This window comes from Neobacillus sp. DY30, from assembly GCF_030123065.1.
Taxonomy (GTDB): Bacteria; Bacillota; Bacilli; order Bacillales; family Cytobacillaceae; genus Neobacillus.
In genome coordinates this window covers 551,360-570,210 of the sequence record NZ_CP126093.1, presented here as the reverse complement: position 1 = coordinate 570,210, position 18,851 = coordinate 551,360, and the positions used below count along the sequence as shown (strand labels likewise).

General features: G+C 39.1%; 18 protein-coding genes. 6 read left to right on the top strand and 12 right to left on the bottom strand.

Annotated elements, in window-relative coordinates; translation table 11 throughout:
* Positions 1-18: 18 nt before the first annotated feature.
* Entirely contained in the window at positions 19-798 is a 780-nt protein-coding gene (locus QNH29_RS02700) for an SHOCT domain-containing protein (RefSeq protein WP_283863326.1), read from the bottom strand.
* A 152-nt stretch (positions 799-950) separates the two neighbouring features.
* Between QNH29_RS02700 and QNH29_RS02695 the strand changes: the two genes are divergently transcribed.
* On the top strand, positions 951-1,727 hold the full coding sequence (locus tag QNH29_RS02695) for a GNAT family N-acetyltransferase (protein WP_283863325.1): 777 nt from the start codon (positions 951-953) through the stop codon (positions 1,725-1,727).
* Between the two features lie 83 nt (positions 1,728-1,810).
* Here the strand turns inward: QNH29_RS02695 and QNH29_RS02690 are convergent, their stop codons facing one another.
* A complete protein-coding gene (locus tag QNH29_RS02690) occupies positions 1,811-4,189 on the bottom strand; it encodes a M14 family zinc carboxypeptidase (protein WP_283863324.1) in 2,379 nt (792 codons plus the stop codon).
* A 650-nt stretch (positions 4,190-4,839) separates the two neighbouring features.
* Here QNH29_RS02690 and QNH29_RS02685 point away from each other — a divergent pair.
* A complete protein-coding gene (locus QNH29_RS02685; RefSeq protein WP_283863323.1) occupies positions 4,840-5,325 on the top strand; it encodes a hypothetical protein in 486 nt (161 codons plus the stop codon).
* A 67-nt stretch (positions 5,326-5,392) separates the two neighbouring features.
* On the opposite strand, the gene QNH29_RS02680 is transcribed toward QNH29_RS02685, so the two are convergent.
* Genes QNH29_RS02680 through QNH29_RS02660 form a run of 5 tightly spaced genes read right to left on the bottom strand, consistent with a single transcriptional unit; the run spans position 5,393 to position 9,365 of the window.
* Complete coding sequence (locus QNH29_RS02680) at positions 5,393-5,698, bottom strand: antibiotic biosynthesis monooxygenase family protein (protein WP_283863322.1); 306 nt, start codon at positions 5,696-5,698, stop codon at positions 5,393-5,395.
* A 49-nt stretch (positions 5,699-5,747) separates the two neighbouring features.
* Positions 5,748-6,695, bottom strand: coding sequence for a siderophore ABC transporter substrate-binding protein (locus tag QNH29_RS02675; protein ID WP_283863321.1), 948 nt, complete (start codon positions 6,693-6,695; stop codon positions 5,748-5,750).
* A gap of 18 nt (positions 6,696-6,713) precedes the next feature.
* On the bottom strand, positions 6,714-7,475 hold the full coding sequence (locus QNH29_RS02670) for an iron ABC transporter ATP-binding protein (RefSeq protein WP_283863320.1): 762 nt from the start codon (positions 7,473-7,475) through the stop codon (positions 6,714-6,716).
* Positions 7,472-8,422: an iron chelate uptake ABC transporter family permease subunit gene (locus QNH29_RS02665; protein ID WP_283863319.1), complete on the bottom strand. Its 951-nt coding sequence runs from the start codon at positions 8,420-8,422 to the stop codon at positions 7,472-7,474. Before QNH29_RS02665 ends, QNH29_RS02670 begins: the two co-directional genes overlap by 4 nt.
* Positions 8,415-9,365, bottom strand: a complete 951-nt coding sequence (locus QNH29_RS02660) for an ABC transporter permease (protein ID WP_283863318.1) — start codon at positions 9,363-9,365, stop codon at positions 8,415-8,417. Before QNH29_RS02660 ends, QNH29_RS02665 begins: the two co-directional genes overlap by 8 nt.
* Before the next feature lie 324 nt (positions 9,366-9,689).
* Here QNH29_RS02660 and QNH29_RS02655 point away from each other — a divergent pair, with 324 nt between their 5' ends.
* Positions 9,690-10,433: a C39 family peptidase gene (locus QNH29_RS02655; RefSeq protein ID WP_283863317.1), complete on the top strand. Its 744-nt coding sequence runs from the start codon at positions 9,690-9,692 to the stop codon at positions 10,431-10,433.
* Between the two features lie 99 nt (positions 10,434-10,532).
* Positions 10,533-11,000 (top strand): redoxin domain-containing protein, encoded by a 468-nt coding sequence (locus tag QNH29_RS02650; protein WP_283863316.1) that lies wholly within the window; start codon positions 10,533-10,535, stop codon positions 10,998-11,000.
* Positions 11,001-11,038: 38 nt separating this feature from the next.
* Here QNH29_RS02650 and QNH29_RS02645 read toward each other — a convergent pair whose 3' ends face one another.
* Together QNH29_RS02645 and QNH29_RS02640 are read right to left on the bottom strand one after the other, a co-directional pair.
* Entirely contained in the window at positions 11,039-11,353 is a 315-nt protein-coding gene (locus tag QNH29_RS02645) for a DMT family transporter (protein ID WP_283863315.1), read from the bottom strand.
* The gene (locus QNH29_RS02640) at positions 11,353-11,715 is read right to left on the bottom strand and encodes a DMT family transporter (RefSeq protein ID WP_283863314.1); all 363 of its coding nucleotides are present in this window, start codon (positions 11,713-11,715) and stop codon (positions 11,353-11,355) included. Before QNH29_RS02640 ends, QNH29_RS02645 begins: the two co-directional genes overlap by 1 nt.
* A gap of 124 nt (positions 11,716-11,839) precedes the next feature.
* Here QNH29_RS02640 and QNH29_RS02635 point away from each other — a divergent pair, with 124 nt between their 5' ends.
* Positions 11,840-13,612 (top strand): ABC transporter ATP-binding protein, encoded by a 1,773-nt coding sequence (locus tag QNH29_RS02635; protein ID WP_283863313.1) that lies wholly within the window; start codon positions 11,840-11,842, stop codon positions 13,610-13,612.
* A 23-nt stretch (positions 13,613-13,635) separates the two neighbouring features.
* Here the strand turns inward: QNH29_RS02635 and QNH29_RS02630 are convergent, their stop codons facing one another.
* On the bottom strand, positions 13,636-14,904 hold the full coding sequence (locus QNH29_RS02630) for an MFS transporter (protein WP_283863312.1): 1,269 nt from the start codon (positions 14,902-14,904) through the stop codon (positions 13,636-13,638).
* Positions 14,905-15,095: 191 nt separating this feature from the next.
* On the opposite strand from QNH29_RS02630, the gene QNH29_RS02625 reads away from it, so the two are divergent.
* On the top strand, positions 15,096-16,934 hold the full coding sequence (locus tag QNH29_RS02625; RefSeq protein WP_283863311.1) for an LTA synthase family protein: 1,839 nt from the start codon (positions 15,096-15,098) through the stop codon (positions 16,932-16,934).
* Between the two features lie 33 nt (positions 16,935-16,967).
* Here QNH29_RS02625 and QNH29_RS02620 read toward each other — a convergent pair whose 3' ends face one another.
* Both QNH29_RS02620 and sdhB read right to left on the bottom strand, forming a co-directional pair.
* The gene (locus tag QNH29_RS02620) at positions 16,968-17,993 is read right to left on the bottom strand and encodes a DUF418 domain-containing protein (protein WP_283863310.1); all 1,026 of its coding nucleotides are present in this window, start codon (positions 17,991-17,993) and stop codon (positions 16,968-16,970) included.
* 105 nt (positions 17,994-18,098) lie between these two features.
* Positions 18,099-18,851, bottom strand: coding sequence for a succinate dehydrogenase iron-sulfur subunit (gene sdhB, locus QNH29_RS02615; protein ID WP_283863309.1), 753 nt, complete (start codon positions 18,849-18,851; stop codon positions 18,099-18,101).

Sequence of the window (18,851 nt, the reverse complement as noted above, 5' to 3'; positions counted from 1 at the left end):
GACAGGCACCGACCTTTTTTACAGTTCTCTGCAAAACGCTTCTATATCTCTTGGGGATGTGATTGGTTTGTCTTGCACTTCTTGTTTGGAGAATCTACAGCTTCGGGTCATTTCTTGCCGATGGTTATTTTCAAATTCGTTTAAATCTGGATAGGTTTTAAGTTTTTTCATTAGTTCTTTTGGATAATATTCTATTCTAATAACACTATCGCTAACTTGTCTGTTCTTGATAGTTTCCCATAACTGATAAATTCTTTGATACTCTTTATCCTTTTCGAAAGAATCCTCAAAATTTACTATATGGATACTTTCAAAGCTTTGATGAGGATTCTCATTATAGATTTTTTGATAGCTGTCTTCAAATTGGTACTTGTCCTCTATCTCCTTTGGAAAGGAACCGTAGACATAGGGTCCACCTGTTCCGTGAAAGAGGGTTTCAATGATTGGGATCATTTCTTTCCTAAATTGTGCGGACCAATTGGTTTCTTTATATTGTTCTCTTGTCACTTGATATTTCTCATTAGCCTCTACTGTGAAAGTAATATCAGGACTTTCGGCTGGGTGTACAGAAAGAGTATAACCTCCCTCCATATCACCTAAGATTTTATTGTATTCCACATCTTCTATTTCAAAACGCTCACCATACTTCTCTTTCAAATATTCCAATGCAGCCTTTTCTGCTTTCCCTTCATTCGCACCATAATAGACAAAATCTAAAGCATATACCCCTAACAGTAAAAATGGTGATAAAACTACTAAACCAACAAGTATCCCAATAATCAACAGAACTTTTTTCATACTGTTTCCCCGCATTTTATATTTTCTCGATACAATCCTGTACTATCATATCTAAATCTTTTAAAAAATCAAAATAAAACTTCTACTAATTAGGAAAAAATTGTTATATGATGAAATCGTTCTCTTTTGTTTATTTTTAGAGGAGGTTTTTTATGGACAGAAATACAATACTAGCTCTTTTTAACCAGCATTTAAGGATAGGAATAATTGAGCCTGATTCTCGAAGAGAGAGGACCGATTCTGTCATCAGAAAGGTTTCATTATCGAATGAACCTGGGTTTATTTCCTACTCGGAAATGGACGAATCTAATGCAGACAAAGTCATAGAAGAACAAATTACTTACTATAGAAATCTAAAACAGCAATTCGAATGGAAGGTTTTTGATTACGACCAACCTTCAGATTTGAAAGAGAGATTGCGAAAAAAAGGGTTCACACTTGAAGAATCAGAGGCACTTATGATTTCTGACTTAACGGAGACGAATCAGCTGCTCGAAACTAGGATCCTTCCTGAAGTGAAAAGACTAACGACTGAACAGAATATCTGGGACATTATCAAACTAGAAGAAGAGGTATGGAATGTTAATTATCAAGAATTAGGTCAGCGTCTTGTCAGGGATTTTAATGACAGTTCCGCACACCTTTCCCTCTACGGTGCCTATGTTGATGGAAAAATTGTCAGTGCTGCCTGGATGTACCTTCATACGGGCACACCATTCGCCAGCCTTTGGGGAGGCTCAACCCTCGCTGATTACCGCACGAGAGGTTTATACAGTTCACTTCTGGCAATCCGTGCACATGAAGCTTCACAGAAAGATTATCCGTTATTGATCGTCGACGCCAGTTCTATGAGCAAACCTATTCTAGAAAAGCACGGTTTCCACTGCTATGGTTATTCCACACCTTGTATGTCACCAAAGTTTGATTAAAAAATGATCCTGCATAAATTTACTATTTTGATAGCTTTAAAAAAACAAGCCTGGTTCATAGCAGAACCAGGCTTTGCTCATAATTATTTTTCAAAGATTGCATTGGATAGAAGTCTGAACAGGTAGTCTGTATGATCACGGAATCCTGCTTCTAAGCTAATAAGGGTAACATCTTTTTGTTCTTCTTTTACAATTACCGCCTTACCCTTAGCATCGGCTTTTTTATTGATCCAGTGGCCAGCTACAAAGAAGTCATCTGTGTCAAACAATGTTGCTGCGATTTCATCATTTCCCTTTACATCATACCATGCCGGGCGATAGACAAAACCAAGATCGTCCCCGTCATAGCCTGCTGTTAATCCAGTACCAGCATAATTGACCTTCACAATACCGTTACTGTTTGATCCAGCACTATTTATTACATTATCAGTCAATTCCAATGTTTTTGTTGCATTGGATGCCCCTGCTCCAACTGCAATGTATTTGCCGCCTTGGTCTACAAACTTCGTAACATTATTCTTAAAAGCGGTAAATTGGCCAGCATTTTGGAAGCCAAATTCTTTGTTTGCTTCTGATAATCTTGTAGAAATAAGGTTCTCTGTTCCACTGTATACAAAAACATCAAAGCCTTCTAAACCTTTTTCAGCTACTTCAACAGGCGTTACTTCAGTTACTTCAAAACCTAGTCTCTTCAAGGCAAGTTTTGTTCCGCTATGAGATTGGACTTTCCCCATTCCTCCGTCCTTGAGAATGGCTACCTGCAAGTTGAATACGGCATTTGCTTCGCCTGGTACACTTGCAATTGATCCGATTTGCAGACCTGATTCTTTCACTGCTGCTGAGATTTTATTTGCGTCTGCATTTGTATAAAAGTTACCCTTGTCATCACGGGATACAGTTACTCCTTGCTTAAGCAGTTTATTGACTAACTCAATGGCTTTAACAGAGCTATTAGGAATAACGAAAGGACCTTTACCTGTAACTGCTCCTTGAACTGTAACTTGGTTTACCTGTTTAACTGTAACATCGACAGGACTGAACGCTTCAACTGCCTTAAAGCCCCAAAGCTCCGGCAGGCTCCATGCGGAGATATCATACATAGCCGGTGTATCGTTAGAGATGTCCTCACCATCCCATAGCATCGTGTTTGCTAAACCAGCCTTCGCTTGGTCCATCTGAACAAGATACGTTCCTTTAGGATAGGTTTTTCCCTCCACTGTAAATGCCTTCGTTGCTTCTTTTACCTCAATATCGTTATTAAGTAAATGATTTACTGCCTTATTGGTTACCGTTGGATCTTTTTCATCAACCGGTAGAATATAAGCGTTAGGGAAAAATCCTTCTTCATGGAAAGGATGATCAAAATTAATGCCGCGTTTAAACATTTCGATTTGGTCATTAATCATACCTTGCTTATTTTCCGTTGCGAAATTTAAGGCACCCATAATCGCATTATACATCCAGCGTACTCCGTCCAAGTCGTTTGTTGGAGCTTCTAATGTATGACCGTAAGCCCCATGGTACATCGCATACATTGGTGTAAAGATTGGCGGATAATCGTCCCAGCCAGCAGCATCATCACGCTGTGGTACGTAAACTCCCTCCATACTTTGATACAGATTGCCTGTATAGCTGTCCTTGTCTCCCATAATCTCTGCTTCCATTGCTTTTGCCTGATCCACGGCCCACTTATTATAAAGGTCATACTCATAGTTAGGATTATGTGGCGGCGTACATGGTTCAATTAACCCCTGCAGATTTGGCCCATAATTCTTAACATATCCATGTGTATCAAGGAAAACCATTGGATTCCATTCTTTAATTAATTCCACCGTTTCTTTCGTTTCAGGCTGAGACTGGGTGATAAAGTCACGGTTTAAATCAATACCCTCCCCATTAAAACGAGTTGCCTCAACACGGCCATCAGGATTCTGTACCACGTTAAAAATAAGAATATTATTCTCTAAAATATTTTTCGTCTCTGCGTCATTCTGTGTAGCAAAGCGTTCGATTAATTGCATAACCGCATCACTTCCAACAAACTCAGTACCATGAATGGAACCATTGATCATAATCGGTACTTTAAAGTCAGGATTATTATTAATCCAATCCTGAGCCTTACCAGGATTCTTAAACATTTGTTTTCTAAGAGACTGGATTTTTCCAAACTTCCCTTGTGTAGTTGGGTCAGCGATCGTCACGACATAAAGAGGATGACCATCTGCAGATGTACCGCGGACTTCTACTTTTACACGATTGGATTGTTTTGCAATCTCTGTTAATTTTGCCCCGATTTGTGAGAATTTTATAAAGTCATAGTTTTCACTATTAAACTTGCTTCCATCCTGCTCTTCTATTACATTTACGTTCGTCCACTTTGGACCTTCAGCAAAACCCGTAGAAAAGGGAACAGCCGTAAGTAAACTAACAGCCAAAATTCCTGCAATCCGTTTCTTCTTCATTTTGATCCTCCATACCCCATATGTATTTTTATTATTTTATTTGTATTTTTATAACGTAAAACTATTTTAATATCGCTGTAAATAAAATACCATCCAACCTTTTTCCCGAAAAAATATAATAATTAACAGTATTTATAGGAAAATAGTTATACATTACCACTGGCAATAAACTTTTTTACAAAAAGAATCATTTGCCAATCTAATATTTTCTAGACCTATCTTGATAATTACCTTTAAGTCATAATAAAAGTTCCTAAGGAAACACCCTAGGAACTTGTGATTTAGTATTTTTTTAACCGGCAGTTTTTGCATACCTTCACAGTTTGATTTGTTTCATATTTAAACGGATATAACAGCTTTATCCTTGTCCTCCCGCACAACGGACATGCCCCACGCCCTCTGGACGGAAGATAGTTAATCGTTTTCCCTCTGTTCCTCTTTGCCATTGCAATCCATCCCTATCCATAATAGTCTTGTCTCATTATTTAATGATGAATTTACAAAAAAGGTGACAATAAAAGGTGACAGGCACCGCTCGTGGACACTTTCCACCCCAGGTGGACATTTTTACACTTATTTCCATTTTTTAAATTTTGTTCATACATAGTGGACTTCCGGTGGTTCATATAATGGTCGATGGAGGTGGGGTTATGGTGAAGCGGGTGTTGGCAGCAGCATTGTTTGGCGTATTGCTTATACTTACTGGCTGTGGGGGGCCTGTTCAGGATGACATTTTAAATTATGTAAATGAGGAGTTGAAAACGGCGCAAACATTGGAGGATAAGGCTGTTGCCGCTTATGAAGGTGTAGCAGGGGCTAATTATACTGATGATCAGACCATGTATGATGCCTTGGTAAACGAGGTTATTCCAAACTATACGGATTTAATTTCTGAACTCGAATCCGTTCGGATTGAAACAGATGAACTGAAGGAGATCCACGAAATCTACCTATCTGGTGCAAAACTCCAATTTAGCGCATTTGAAAAAATTATTGAAGCCATTGAGAAACAAGATGCTAGTATAATCGAAGAAGCCAATCAACTTCTCGAAGAAGGACGTCTACAAATCGAAGATTATAACGATAAACTTGATGAATTGGCAAAAGAGCATAACGTAGAAATTGAAAAAGAATAAACAAAGAGGCTGACACGCTTCGTTCACACTAAGTGAAAAATCGCGTCAGCCTCTCTCGTATAAAAACTTAACCTTTTACATAATAAAGATCATGACTAGTTTCAATAATATACTCAGGCTTCTCTGCCTTTGGCTTCGCCTTATGACCGGCAATATGCTCGGGGCTCTTCTCCCAGTTTTTCCAATCCTCTTCAGATTCCCATTGAACCATAATCATAACTTCCTCTTCGCCGCGGCGTACCTTCTTAACCAAAATCTGTCTGCCGATATATCCAGGACGTTGAGCCAACAAACCGCCTCGGTTTGAAAAGTTCGCGACCACCTGATCGCTAAATCCCTCTTTGACTACAATCCTTCTAACCTGATAGAACATTAATATCCCTCCCTAAAAGTAAAGCCAGGTATCAAACCTGGCTCATATTTTATAACGCCGCTTCGATTTCTTCAGCCATCAGCTTTACAGATTTTAATCCGCCGCCGCTTAGGTACCATGTATCTGGATTTAAGTAAATAATCTTATCTTCTTTAAAGGCAGTGGTCTTTTTGACAAGCTCATTTTCGATTACTTTTTCAGCACCAGCTTCTCCGCCTACTGCTGTATTACGATCAATGACAAACAATACGTCTGGGTTTGTCTCCATAATATATTCCATCGTAATGCTTTGACCATGCGTAGACACTTCAATTTTTTCATCAGCTGCTCCGAAACCAAACACATCATGAATTACACCAAAACGGGAGCTTGGTCCATAAGCACTTACTTTTCCTTCATTCGCTAAGACGATTAATCCTTTTTTGTCATTTTCAGAAGCCTTCTTATTTACTTCTTCAACCGTTGTATTAATCTCTTCTAATGCGCTGGCTACTTCTTCTTTCTTATCAAAAATATCAGCAACAAGGTTCATATTTTTCTCGAATGACTCCATGTACTTGTTATAGTCTAATTCTACAAAAACAGTTGGAGCAATTTCTGCGAATTGGTCGTATAGTTCAGCCTGGCGTGCAGAGATGAAAATTACATCAGGCTGCATCGCATGAATCGCTTCAAAATCCGGCTCTTTTAAGCTTCCTACATTTGTATATTCCTTACCTGCATATTTTTCCAAGTATGAAGGAATGGCTGCTTGCGGAACGCCAGTAACTTCCACTCCTAATTCATCCAATGTATCTAAAATCCCAAAATCAAAAACGACTACTTTTTCTGGATTTTTATCGATTTCTACTTTCCCATACTTATGTTCAATTGTCATTTTTTCAGCCGCTGCCGGTTTGGTATCAGCTGGTTCTGCCTTACTTTCTTCCTTTGACCCGCATGCTGCTAAGAATAAAAACATCGATACGATTAAAACTAATAAACTCCACTTTTTCACAACATTTCTCTCCCTTTATTATGAGCTAAAATATACACAAATTCTGCAACCATCCATTTTCTGAATGGGAATATCCATATCGTAAATCTCTTTTAATGCGGCTGATTCAATAATTTCTTCTGTAGGTCCATCTTTCACGACCTTACCATCTTTCATCGCTACTATTCTATCTGAATAAACTGACGCAAAGTTGATATCATGCAGCACGATGACGACTGTTTTTCCAAGCTCATCAACCAGACGGCGAAGAATTTTCATAATTTGAACGGAATGTTTCATATCTAAGTTATTCAAAGGTTCATCCAGTAAAATGTACTCTGTATCCTGCGCAATAACCATCGCGATAAACGCACGCTGCCTTTGACCGCCAGATAATTCATCTAAAAAGCTGTCCTGCATATCGGTTAAATGCATATATTCAAGCGATTGGTCAACAATCTTTTCATCTTCCTCCGTTAACCTCCCCTTCGAATAGGGAAAGCGTCCGAAGGATACGAGCTCGCGAATGGTCAGACGAACATTCATATAATTGGACTGTTTTAAGATTGATACCTTCTTAGCAAAATCATTTGACTTCATCTTTTTCACATCGGATTTATCAATCAATACTTCACCCGTATCTGAATCAAGAAGACGACTCACCATTGATAATAAAGTCGATTTACCTGCCCCGTTCGGACCGATAAAGCTCGTGATTTTCCGCGGCTGAATATCGACGGTCACATCCTCAACCACGGACTTTTTACCATATAGCTTTGACAAAGCTCGGACTTGTATCATGCAGCTTTCCTCTCCTTTAGCAGTAAATAGATGAAGTACACTCCACCAATAAAGTTAATAATGACACTTAACGTTGTTGAAAAAGTAAACACTCGTTCAACCACCCATTGTCCGCCTACAAGAGCGATGATACTCATAAGGATGGCTCCAGTGATCAGGATATTGTGTTTGTACGTTTTGAAAAATTGATACGATAGATTGGCAACAATTAAGCCAAAAAAGGTAATGGGTCCTACTAAAGCAGTCGAGATGGAGATGAAGACTGCCACGATGATTAGCATTTGTTTGACGATCGAATCATATGGAACCCCTAAATTAATTGCTGTATCACGGCCTAATGACAGGACGTCCAAATACTTTAAAAAACGCCATGCATAAATCATCACAAGAACAACGAGTACAATCGCCAGCCAAACTAAGTCTGAATTGATATTATTAAAACTCGCAAACATGCGGTCTTGAACAATTTGGAATTCATTTGGGTCAATCAGTACCTGAAAAAACGTGGAGAAACTTGAGAAAAATGTTCCTACAATGATTCCGACAAGCAATAAAAAGTAAATGGGCTGATTACCCTTTTTAAATAAAAACTTATATAAAAGAAGGGCAAAAAGAATCATTACAACAACTGAGATTAAAAAGTTTACCTGTTTATTGACGATAATCATATGACCTGACCCTAAAAAGAAAATAATTAAGGTTTGTAAAAGCATGTATAGTGAATCCAATCCCATGATGCTTGGTGTTAGGATTCTATTATGTGTTATCGTCTGGAAAACAACCGTTGCATAAGCGATTGTGACTCCGGTTAAAACCATTGCCAGTACTTTTATCGTTCGTTTTGGAAGGGCATATCCAAAGCTGCCGTTTAATTCATGAAATAAATAGATCGCACATACTCCGGCTGCGATTAAGGCAAAGACTAGTAGTTTGATTGAGTTACGCATATGCCTTCCTCCGGAACAGTAAGTATAAGAAAATTCCGCTTCCAATTACCCCAACCATCAGGCTGATTGAAATTTCATATGGATAAATGAGCACCCTGCCCAATATATCGCAAATCAGAAGGAAGATGGCCCCAAGGAGTGCTGTATGCGGCAATGTTTTTTGCAAATGATCGCCTTTAAAAATCGATATGATATTTGGAATAATTAAGCCTAAAAACGGGATAATTCCGACAGTTAAAACTACCGTTGTCGTTACGAGTGCAACAAGGATAAGACCAATATTCACTATCCGGCGATACGCAAGTCCAAGGTTTTTTGAAAAGTCTTCCCCCATTCCGGCTACTGTAAAGCGGTTTGCATAGAAATAAGCAATAATTAAAATCGGAATACTTATGTAGAGTAATTCGTATCTGCCCTTCATAATCATTGAAAAATCACCCTGCAGCCAAGCAGACATGTTTTGAATGACGTCAGCACGATAAGCGAAAAAAGTCGTCACAGAGGACAAGATATTTCCAAACATTAAACCTACAAGCGGTATGAAAATAGCATCCTTAAACTTTATTCGATCAAGAATTTGCATAAAAACAAACGTACCAGCAAGCGCAAAAACAAAGGCTACTGCCATCTTTTCAAGCATGGTTGCATTTGCAAACAAAAGCATTGAGACAAGGATACCCAGCCTAGTTGCATCTAGGGTTCCTGCGGTGGTCGGTGAAACAAATTTGTTCCTGCTAAGTTGCTGCATGATTAAGCCAGCAATACTCATCCCCGCTCCTGCCAGTAATATCGCAACAAGCCTTGGAAGTCTGCTGATAAGGAATATTTGCGTCTCCTCTGATTGGAAATCTAACAAGTCCAATGGTGATATACTGCTAACCCCGACAAATAAGGAAGCAGCAGATAAGACTAGTAATGCTAGCAGTAAAAATCTTTTTTTCATGACAGTCCCCAACATTTCTATTTTTCTATCATTATCAATCTAATTGAGAATAGTTATCACAAATTGATAAAAATAAATGACACTGAAAATCATTATCAATGTCCTTACTATTTGATTATAAGCATTGAAAAATTTCAAGTCAACCGGATTGTGAGAACTATGTTCACTATTTTTTGAATAATTTGTGACATAAATATGATGTTTACCTCGTAAAACTAAAATATGATTCTTACGTTTTGCTACCTATGTCGGAGAAATCGATTGAGAGTATGAAATAAGGATAATAGATTTATAGAACTACTGGAGAAAAAAGGAGCCGCTCACATGAAAAATCAGCAGTCAAAAAAGATAACAATGTTAAGCCTCCTATTAATCCTTCCCATCTACTATGCTTCTAACTCTCCGATTAAGACGAGCGCAGAATATAAAGCTGATTTTCATATTGATCGGACAATAATTATCTATGAAAAGGAGCCTGTCATGAAAGAAAGTATTCTTTTAGCTGTTCCAACACTGCAACAATTCCCCGAGCTGCCAAGAGGGTGTGAAGTAACCAGTTTGGCTATGCTGCTTAATTTCGCTGGTGTTTCTGTTGACAAACTTACTTTGGCAGACGAAATTCCTAAAGTACCTTATTTCAGTGATGGATATTTTGGGAACCCTCATCAAGGATTTGTCGGGAATATGTATACCTATAATCAGCCTGGATTGGGTGTTTACCACGAGGTAATTGAAGAACTTGCGAACAAATACTTGCCCGGCCAAATCGAGAATTTAACGGGAGATCGTTTTTCTTCTGTACAAAAAAAGCTTAATGAGGGTAAACCTGTTTGGGTAATTGTCGCAAGCACATTTACATTATTATCAGAAGATCAATGGGAAACATGGACTACAAATGAGGGAGAAGTAAATATTACTCGCAGAATGCATTCTATTTTAATCACCGGATATGATGATAAAAACGTGTATTTTAACGACCCCTTCTACCCGGACCCGAATAGATCAGCTAATCTTGAAAGCTTTGTGGCAAGCTGGTTCCAATTTGGGAGCCAGGCAATTTCCTATTAAGTTTAAAGATGGTGCCAGGCACCATCTTTTTTGTGTGTAATTTTTCAATAAGATGGCAATCCTAGCAAAGGATATTGTTTCGAGAATGGAGGAGTTATCTTGGAAGGAACCTTAAAGGTTGGGGATACAGCCCCTGATTTTTCATTACCTGCAACAACGAAGGACCCTCTTACTCTTTCTGAGTATCGGGGAAAGACGAACGTCGTTGTCGCCTTTTATGGAATGGATTTTACTCCCGGCTGAATTAAAGAAATTTCCTCTTGGAAAGAGGATTACAAACGTTTTGAACAGTTAGGTGCTGAGGTAATTGCTATCAGTGCCGATCATATTCATTCGCATCGAGTTTTTGCTGCAAGTATGGCGACATTGCCTTATCCATTAGCTTCTGATTGGCAAAGGCAGACCATTAAGGACTATAGGGTTTATAACGAAAAAGGCGGTGTGGCCATCCGCTCTGTGTTTGTTGTAAACCGAGATGGCGTGATCACTTATATGAACACCTCGTTTAAAGCCGATAAAAAGGAAGATTACGAAGCAGTATTTACAGAGCTCGAAAAGCTCGCCTAAGCAAAGAAAACATCTCCCGACGAATCGAGAGATGTTTTTTAATGTACAAGCTTTAAGCCAACTACTGAAAAAATAACACCTAAAATGCACGCAATCCGAAGCCTGCTCTTGGATTCTTTAAAGAATACCATTCCAACCAATGCTGCTCCTACCGTTCCAATCCCTGTCCATACTGCATAGGAAGTGGATAGAGGTATGGTCTCCATTGCCCGTATTAGCAATTGGAAACTCATTATAAATCCTCCAATAAGGATTAGATAATTGATAACGTTTCCTTTATCAGCTGTTCTTTTTAAGCCAATAACCCCAACGACTTCAAAACAACCGCCTAAAATAAGCATCAGCCAATCCATTAAACCTCTCCCTCCTTATTTGTTAATTTCAAACCAATAATGCATGCTAAAAGTAATAAAATAAGGGCCACTCTTAATGGACTAACCGAGCCATTTTCAAACACCATCTCGACAATAACTGTGCCAATGGTACCAATTCCAGCAAATACAGCATATACGGTCCCAACAGGGATTACTTTTGTCGCTCTAATAATTAAATCAAAACTAAACAAGATGGCTATAAGTACAACCCAAGACGGAACTTCTTCATATTTAAAGCCGCTTGCCCAGACAATCTCAAGGAGTCCAGCAAGAACTACGAATAGCCAAGCTTTTGTATCATTTTTTGCTTTTGATTCAGTTAATACTTTTGAACCATCCATTTTCGTTATTCCTCTCTTTCCCTCACTTGTTCTATTTTACCAAATTGTCATTTGCATATCATTCCTGATGAACGTATGATTGCTTATGAAATCATTCATTTTTGAAAGATTGGAGCCATACATAATGAAACAAAACACAGATGGACTTAAGCCATTTATTTCTCTTATATTATCTGCCAAGGTCCCAAAAACTGCGTTGTTTATTGGTTTATCTGCAAGTCTGATTACGACTCTTGCGGGACTTCTTGTTCCAGTTTTAACGAAAAACTTAGTTGATGGATTTTCGGTTGCCTCGTTGAGTATTCCGCTCATGATTGGGATAGGTGCGGCATTCATTTTCCAAGCCATCATCAGCGGGGTATCGATTTACCTGTTAAGTTTTGTCGGGCAAAAAATTGTTGCCCGGCTGCGTGAAAAGATGTGGATTAAATTAATTCATTTACCTGTCAGCTATTTTGATAAACAATCCAGCGGTGAAACCGTCAGCCGGATTGTAAATGATACAAGTGTTGTTCGTGATCTAATATCAAATCACTTTCCGCAGTTTATCTCAGGAATTATTTCTATTATCGGTGCTATTGTAATTTTATTGATAATGGATTGGAAAATGACACTGATAATGTTAATATCTGTCCCTCTCACGTTTATTATTATGATGCCGCTCGGAAGGAAGATGGCAAAAATTTCACGCGGTCTGCAGGATGAAACGGCTGTCTTTACTGGAACCATTCAACAAACTTTAAGTGAAATCCGCTTAATGAAAGCATCAACGGCAGAACAGCATGAAGAGACAAAAGGAATAACAGGCATTGCCAATCTGCTTGGTTTTGGTTTAAAAGAAGCACGTATCACTGCACTCATTGCCCCTATCATGTACCTGGTTGTTATGATCGTCATCGTAATGATTATTGGGTACGGAGGTATGCGGGTGGCCAACGGAACGATGTCCACTGGATCACTGGTAGCCTTCTTACTTTACCTATTTCAAATTATTTTTCCGATTACGAGTTTCGCTATGTTCTTTACCCAGTTACAAAAGGCCAAAGGGGCTACCGAGCGGATTATCGATATCTTAAACCTGACTTTGGAAGACGGCCAGAAAGGTTTGGAACTAGACATCACCAATAAACCGATACAGGTCAGCCATGTTTCATTTGCCTATAGCGATGATGAACCCGTCCTCGAAGACGTGTCGTTTGTTGCTAAGCCAGGAGAAATGATTGCGTTTGCCGGTCCAAGCGGCGGCGGGAAAACCACCATGTTTGGCTTACTTGAACGTTTTTATGAGCCTACCTCCGGAAAAATAATGGTAGGTGATATTCCGATAACAAATTTATCCGTTAAAGCATGGCGCAGTCAGATTGGTTATGTATCGCAGGAAAGTGCAATGATGGCGGGAACCATCCGCGAAAATTTATGTTATGGTCTGCCAAATGGTCTATCGATTTCAGATGAACGTCTTTGGAAAGTGGCAGAGATGGCATATGCAAGTGATTTTATTAAGTCCTTTTCAGATGGACTTGACACAGAGGTTGGAGAGCGCGGCGTGAAACTTTCAGGCGGTCAAAGGCAGCGGATTGCGATTGCGCGTGCTTTTTTACGTGACCCTAAGATATTAATGATGGATGAAGCAACGGCAAGCTTGGACAGCCAATCAGAAGGTATTGTTCAACAAGCATTAGCACGTCTCATGGATGGCCGTACTACCTTTGTAATTGCCCACCGCTTATCAACGATCGTATACGCCGATAAAATTATTTTCATCGAAAAAGGGCGAGTCACCGGAATCGGGACGCATCAGGAATTAACACAATCACATGAACTATACCGCGGATTTGCAGAGCAGCAATTAACAAGCGGCGATCAAGAAAAACGCAAAAAAAGTGCATTAAGCTGAGCTTAATGCGCCTTTTTTACATTCTAAGCCTGCGGCTGCTTCTCTACCATTGAGAGGTTTGCCCCCTCCTCTTTTACTTTGAAAAGTGGAACAACCAGTAAGGACCCAATCAGAAATAATACACCAGAAACCGTATAAACACCGGATAATGTCAGCGGGATTTTCACAACCCCTGCAACCGACATTCCAATCACCATCATCCCCATAAACAACGGGCTAAGGACACCATTCACACGCCCTATAAATGCTTCTTCCGAATATTTTAGAATGATTGTGTTAATTCCTATATGAATACACGGGAAGAAAATGCCGTTCAATACTTGTAATACCAGCGTTACCGTAAAGCTTGTTGACCAGCCAACTCCAACAGTAAATACCATGCTCGCGAAAATCCCAATTGCAAGGAGCTTTTGAGGTGAGATTTTTTTCGAGAATGCCATGACGATACCACCGCCAGCCAGCATACCAATACCGTTTGCCATTAACAGCCACTGCAGAGATTCCTTTGGCATTCCGAGTTTTTCGATGGTTATAAAAATCATTAACGGTGAAATTAACCCAACCGCCAAACCACAAACAGCAAAAATACCGCCCATAGATTTCAAGATTTTTTTTGACATCACATAACGGAAGCCATCTGCTAGTTCTTTTTTAAAATTATTTTGAATATCCGTTTTTTCCTTCTCCAAATCACGAGGCAGGAACATTAACACTAGTCCTGAAAGTAAGAACATCGCTCCCATAACACCTATGGATATGTAAATTCCATATGATTGATAGACAAGTGTTCCAATCACAGGGCCAATGACCATGAAAACTGCCATCAATGATTGGAAGATAGCCATGACTGATTGCAGCTGTTCACCTGGTACATGCTGCTTTAATAGTTTCATTGCTGAAGGCATGGAAAACTGAGATAAAATAGCTGAAATAAGCGTTGCAAAGAATATTGCATGCCATGAGCCAAAAAGCAGTGCCAACAGTACCAGCCCGATCGATAAGGCAGACAACATATCGCACCAAACCATCGTCAATTTAGGCTTCCATCTGTCGGCAAATGTCCCTCCAATAAATGAAAAAATAAATATCGGGGTAAACTCAACAACTGATATCAATGAAACATAAACCGGATCATTATCTGTAATATCGGTAACGTATAGTAAAATCGCGAAATTTCTTATCCAAATTCCTAACTGGAGTAAAAAGTTCGAAGACATAATGGCTAACACAATTCGATTTGAAAATATATTCCCAGCAGAAATGGATGACGCGCCCTGATTGTTCTCTTCCATCGTATTCCTCCCTTTAAATCTTAATAAGGTTATTTTTGCCAAAATTCTGCATAATCATATCATATTGGAAAAATAATTTCAGCAGGAACTAAGGTTTCAAAAAATAATTATTTATTGCCTATATTAGTTGATAGAATTGTAGATGTTTTGATAAGTTTATGTGAGATGAGTATCTTTTTGAGGTGTTTTTTATGGATAAGGTTTCGAGTACTGTTTTTCATTACCCAATTTTATTGCTTTTGGTTGTTTTGTTTATAAAAATATATGCCTTCCAGGTAGTTGTTTTTGAAAATACATCGGTTTTTCATGTGTTAGTGGTTGAGTTTCCGATGTGGGCCCTTGTTTTATGTACCCTTATGAGAACTTGTAAAAAACGGACTTGGTTTGCTATCTGGCTTTATAGCCTGCTTTTGTCAGTTCTGTTCATTGTCGTTGTTTATTATACACGGTATTTTTCAACCGTACCATCTTATTATGATGTCAAACAAATTTATCAATCTAACTCTGTTGGAGGCACAGTTGCCCTGCTTGGCAGTCCATATGACTTTTTCTTTTTCTTAGATGTGGTGCTAATCCTCCCGCTTATTTGGTTTTTCAAGAAGAAGCCCACATCCTTTACCTCAGCAAAGAAATGGGCAATTGGCTTTGGCTGTATTGCACTAGTCATGACGGTTATTGCTTTTCGCTATCCATTAATTGATGTATCCTACTTTGCAAAGAAGCATGGCTATATCCAATCACAATTCGTTCAAGCATACGCAAACAGCCTGGGGAAAGCCTTTGCAAGTCAGGAGTACATGTCTGAAAAAGAACTTGAAAGTTTAAAAGGCAATACCTATGTTCCGGCTGCTAAACACAGCACTTTTGGAATCGCAAAAAACCGCCATGTTTTTATTATCCAAGTGGAATCCTTGCAGGAATTTACCTTAAACCATAAGATTAATGGACAGGAAATCACACCAAATTTAAATGCGCTCTTAAAAGAAAGTGCCTATTTCGATAATGTTTATCAGCAAATTGGGGCGGGTAATACCTCTGATGCTGAATGGCTCATGCATACCTCCTTATACCCAGAAGGCATGGACCCAACGGTTAATACCCTTGAGGGTGAAGAGATTCCTTCACTTGTTTGGACGCTAAAAAAGAATGGCTACGGCGCTGCAACCTACCATGCTGATGATATTACCTATTGGAGTCGTGATAAATTATACCCAGCACTGGGATTTGATTATATCTATACCAGTAACGAGATGCCAAATGAAAAGGAAATCGGCTTTGGTCCGGCAGATGAAGTACTGTTTAACTTTGTGGACAAACAGTTGGAAAAGCAGTTAAAGACGCACGAGAAAATGTATTCCAATATTATTACGCTAACAAGCCATACACCATTTGAAATGCCTGAAGAATATGAGTTTCTAGACTTACCTGAAGACTATAAAGATACGTATGTAGGGAACTACTTTCAATCTGTCCGCTATACGGATGAACAAATTGGGTTATTCATCAAACAGCTAAAGAAGTTGGGAATCTATGATGAATCAGTTATTCTGGTTTATGGTGATCACTCTGGTCTTCACGGTGCACCTGTCACCGAAAAAGATAAAACCCTATTAAAAGAATTCTTAGGTCATGAATATACGATGCAGGACCGCTTTGTTGTACCGGTGTTATTTACGGTACCAGGCCACTTCACAGGCGAAACTTATTCCCACCTCGGCGGGCAAATTGACTTAATGCCGACCCTATTAAACTTACTCGGCATAGAACATGATACGCAAATGATTGGTCACAATCTTTTTCACTATAAAAAGAACCTGCTTGGAATGAGATATTACTTGCCAGGGGGATCGTTTATTAGTGATAAAACTTTTTACAGTGCACCAAGTGCTAAACATCCTGCATCTATCTATGACCGAAAAACCATGAAGAAAATAAAGAATACCAATCGTCTTCAAGAAAGAATTGATAATACCTTATCCATTATGGAATACTCGGATTATATCCGTAAAGAACAAACTGAAGATGAGTAAAGGACCTGCATGCTGACATGCAGGTCCTCTTATTTAATTTATCTCTTTTACTCGTCTCTTCATGGGCGGGACCTCCAAGTACGTAACAACGCGCCAAATCCATTCTAATGGTCCAAATTGAAAGAAGCGCAGCCAGATTACGCTAAAGGAAAGCTGTATAATATAAATCGTTATACAAACGAAAAGAGATTGAAGATAAGTTAATGACTCAAACAAGTTAAAAATATAGCCTGCTAAATAGAGAAAAACAGTTTGAAAAATATAGTTTGTCAGTGCCATCCGCCCATAGCTCTTCAAAGGGGACAACAGCTTTTGAACAGTCTGGAATTGCAAAAGCAGAATCAGCATTCCAACATATAAAGCGGAAACAAGTGGCCCAATCATAATTCCTATACTTAAAAACTGATAAGTAGCTTCATCCACGCCCGTATAAAAACCAAATGGATATAACGGTGCATGTTGGTATTGATATATGAGCCCCGAAATACTCATTACTAGCATAAGGACCGTAAAGATGGAAACCTTTTTTCTCTTTCCTGCCAGTCCTTCAAACAGCTGGTATTGACCAGCAGTAATCCCCAGCAGAATCAGCGGTACAACCATAAACAACTTTAATGCCATAATACTTAGAAGCACCAGCAAGATTAAACCAATAGCAAGGTTAATCTCTTTTTTCACTTTGTAAAATGGGAGTAATAGCAGCCCTGTCACGGCATAAACAGTCAATGCCTCACCAGGGTGGAATTTAACATGGAACCAGCCTAAAATAAATAATGCCGCCACCCTTCTCAAAAATAAAACGTAGCCATTTTTCCCCTTCGCATTCGCTCTTGAGATAAATAGATAGAAGCCCACACCGAACAAAAAAGAAAATAGCGTATAAAATCTGCCCTCCACAAATAAATAGAGAAACCGTTGATAAGAAGCGTCGGCTGAGCCAACTTCTGGCACTTTTACAGCCATAAGCGGCAGGATGTTTACTAAGATGATTCCCAACAGCGCAAAACCCCTTAAATAATCTAGTATATCAATACGATTTTTACTATCCGATGGCTTCATAAGATTCACCTCTACCTAATCTTATCAAAATATAAAGGCAGCCGGAATTAATTTTCCTGGCTGCCTAAATTTTTAAATATAACTGTTCGGACATCCCGATACTACTTATCCAAAGAAGTTTTTGAATGATTGAAGTGTAACCTGGCGATTTAAAGCTGCAATTGACGTCGTTAGCGGGATTCCCTTTGGACATACCACCACACAGTTTTGGGAGTTGCCGCAAGAAGTGATTCCCCCTTCTCCCATGAGTGCCGCAAGCCTCTCTTCTTTGTGCATTTCACCGGTAGGATGTGCGTTAAATAAGCGAACTTGAGACACTGGTGCTGGCCCCATGAATCGTGAATTTTCATTTACATTTGGGCAGGCGTCAAGGCAGCACCCACATGTCATACATTTTGATAATTCATAGGCCCATTGCCGTGTCTTTTCTGGCATTCGAGGTCCTGGTCCTAAATCATAGGTTCCATCAATTGGAATCCATGCCTTTACTTTTTTTAGTGCATCAAACATCCGCGAACGGTCCACCGTTAAATCTCGGATAACCGGGAACGTAGACAATGGGGAAATCCGAATTGGGTGTTCAAGCTGATCAATCAAAGATGAACAAGCTTGGCGCGGCTTCCCATTAATAACCATAGAGCAAGCACCACAGACTTCCTCTAAACATACTGATTCCCAGATTACAGGAGTAGATTTTTCTCCTTTGGCATTGACTGGATTTTTTTGTATCTCCATTAAAGCTGAGATGATGTTCATATTTGTGCGGTAAGGAATAATAAATTCTTCAGTATATGGGGCAGACTCAGAATCTTTTTGTCTAGTAATAATAAAATGAATTTTTTTCTCTGTTCCAGTCAT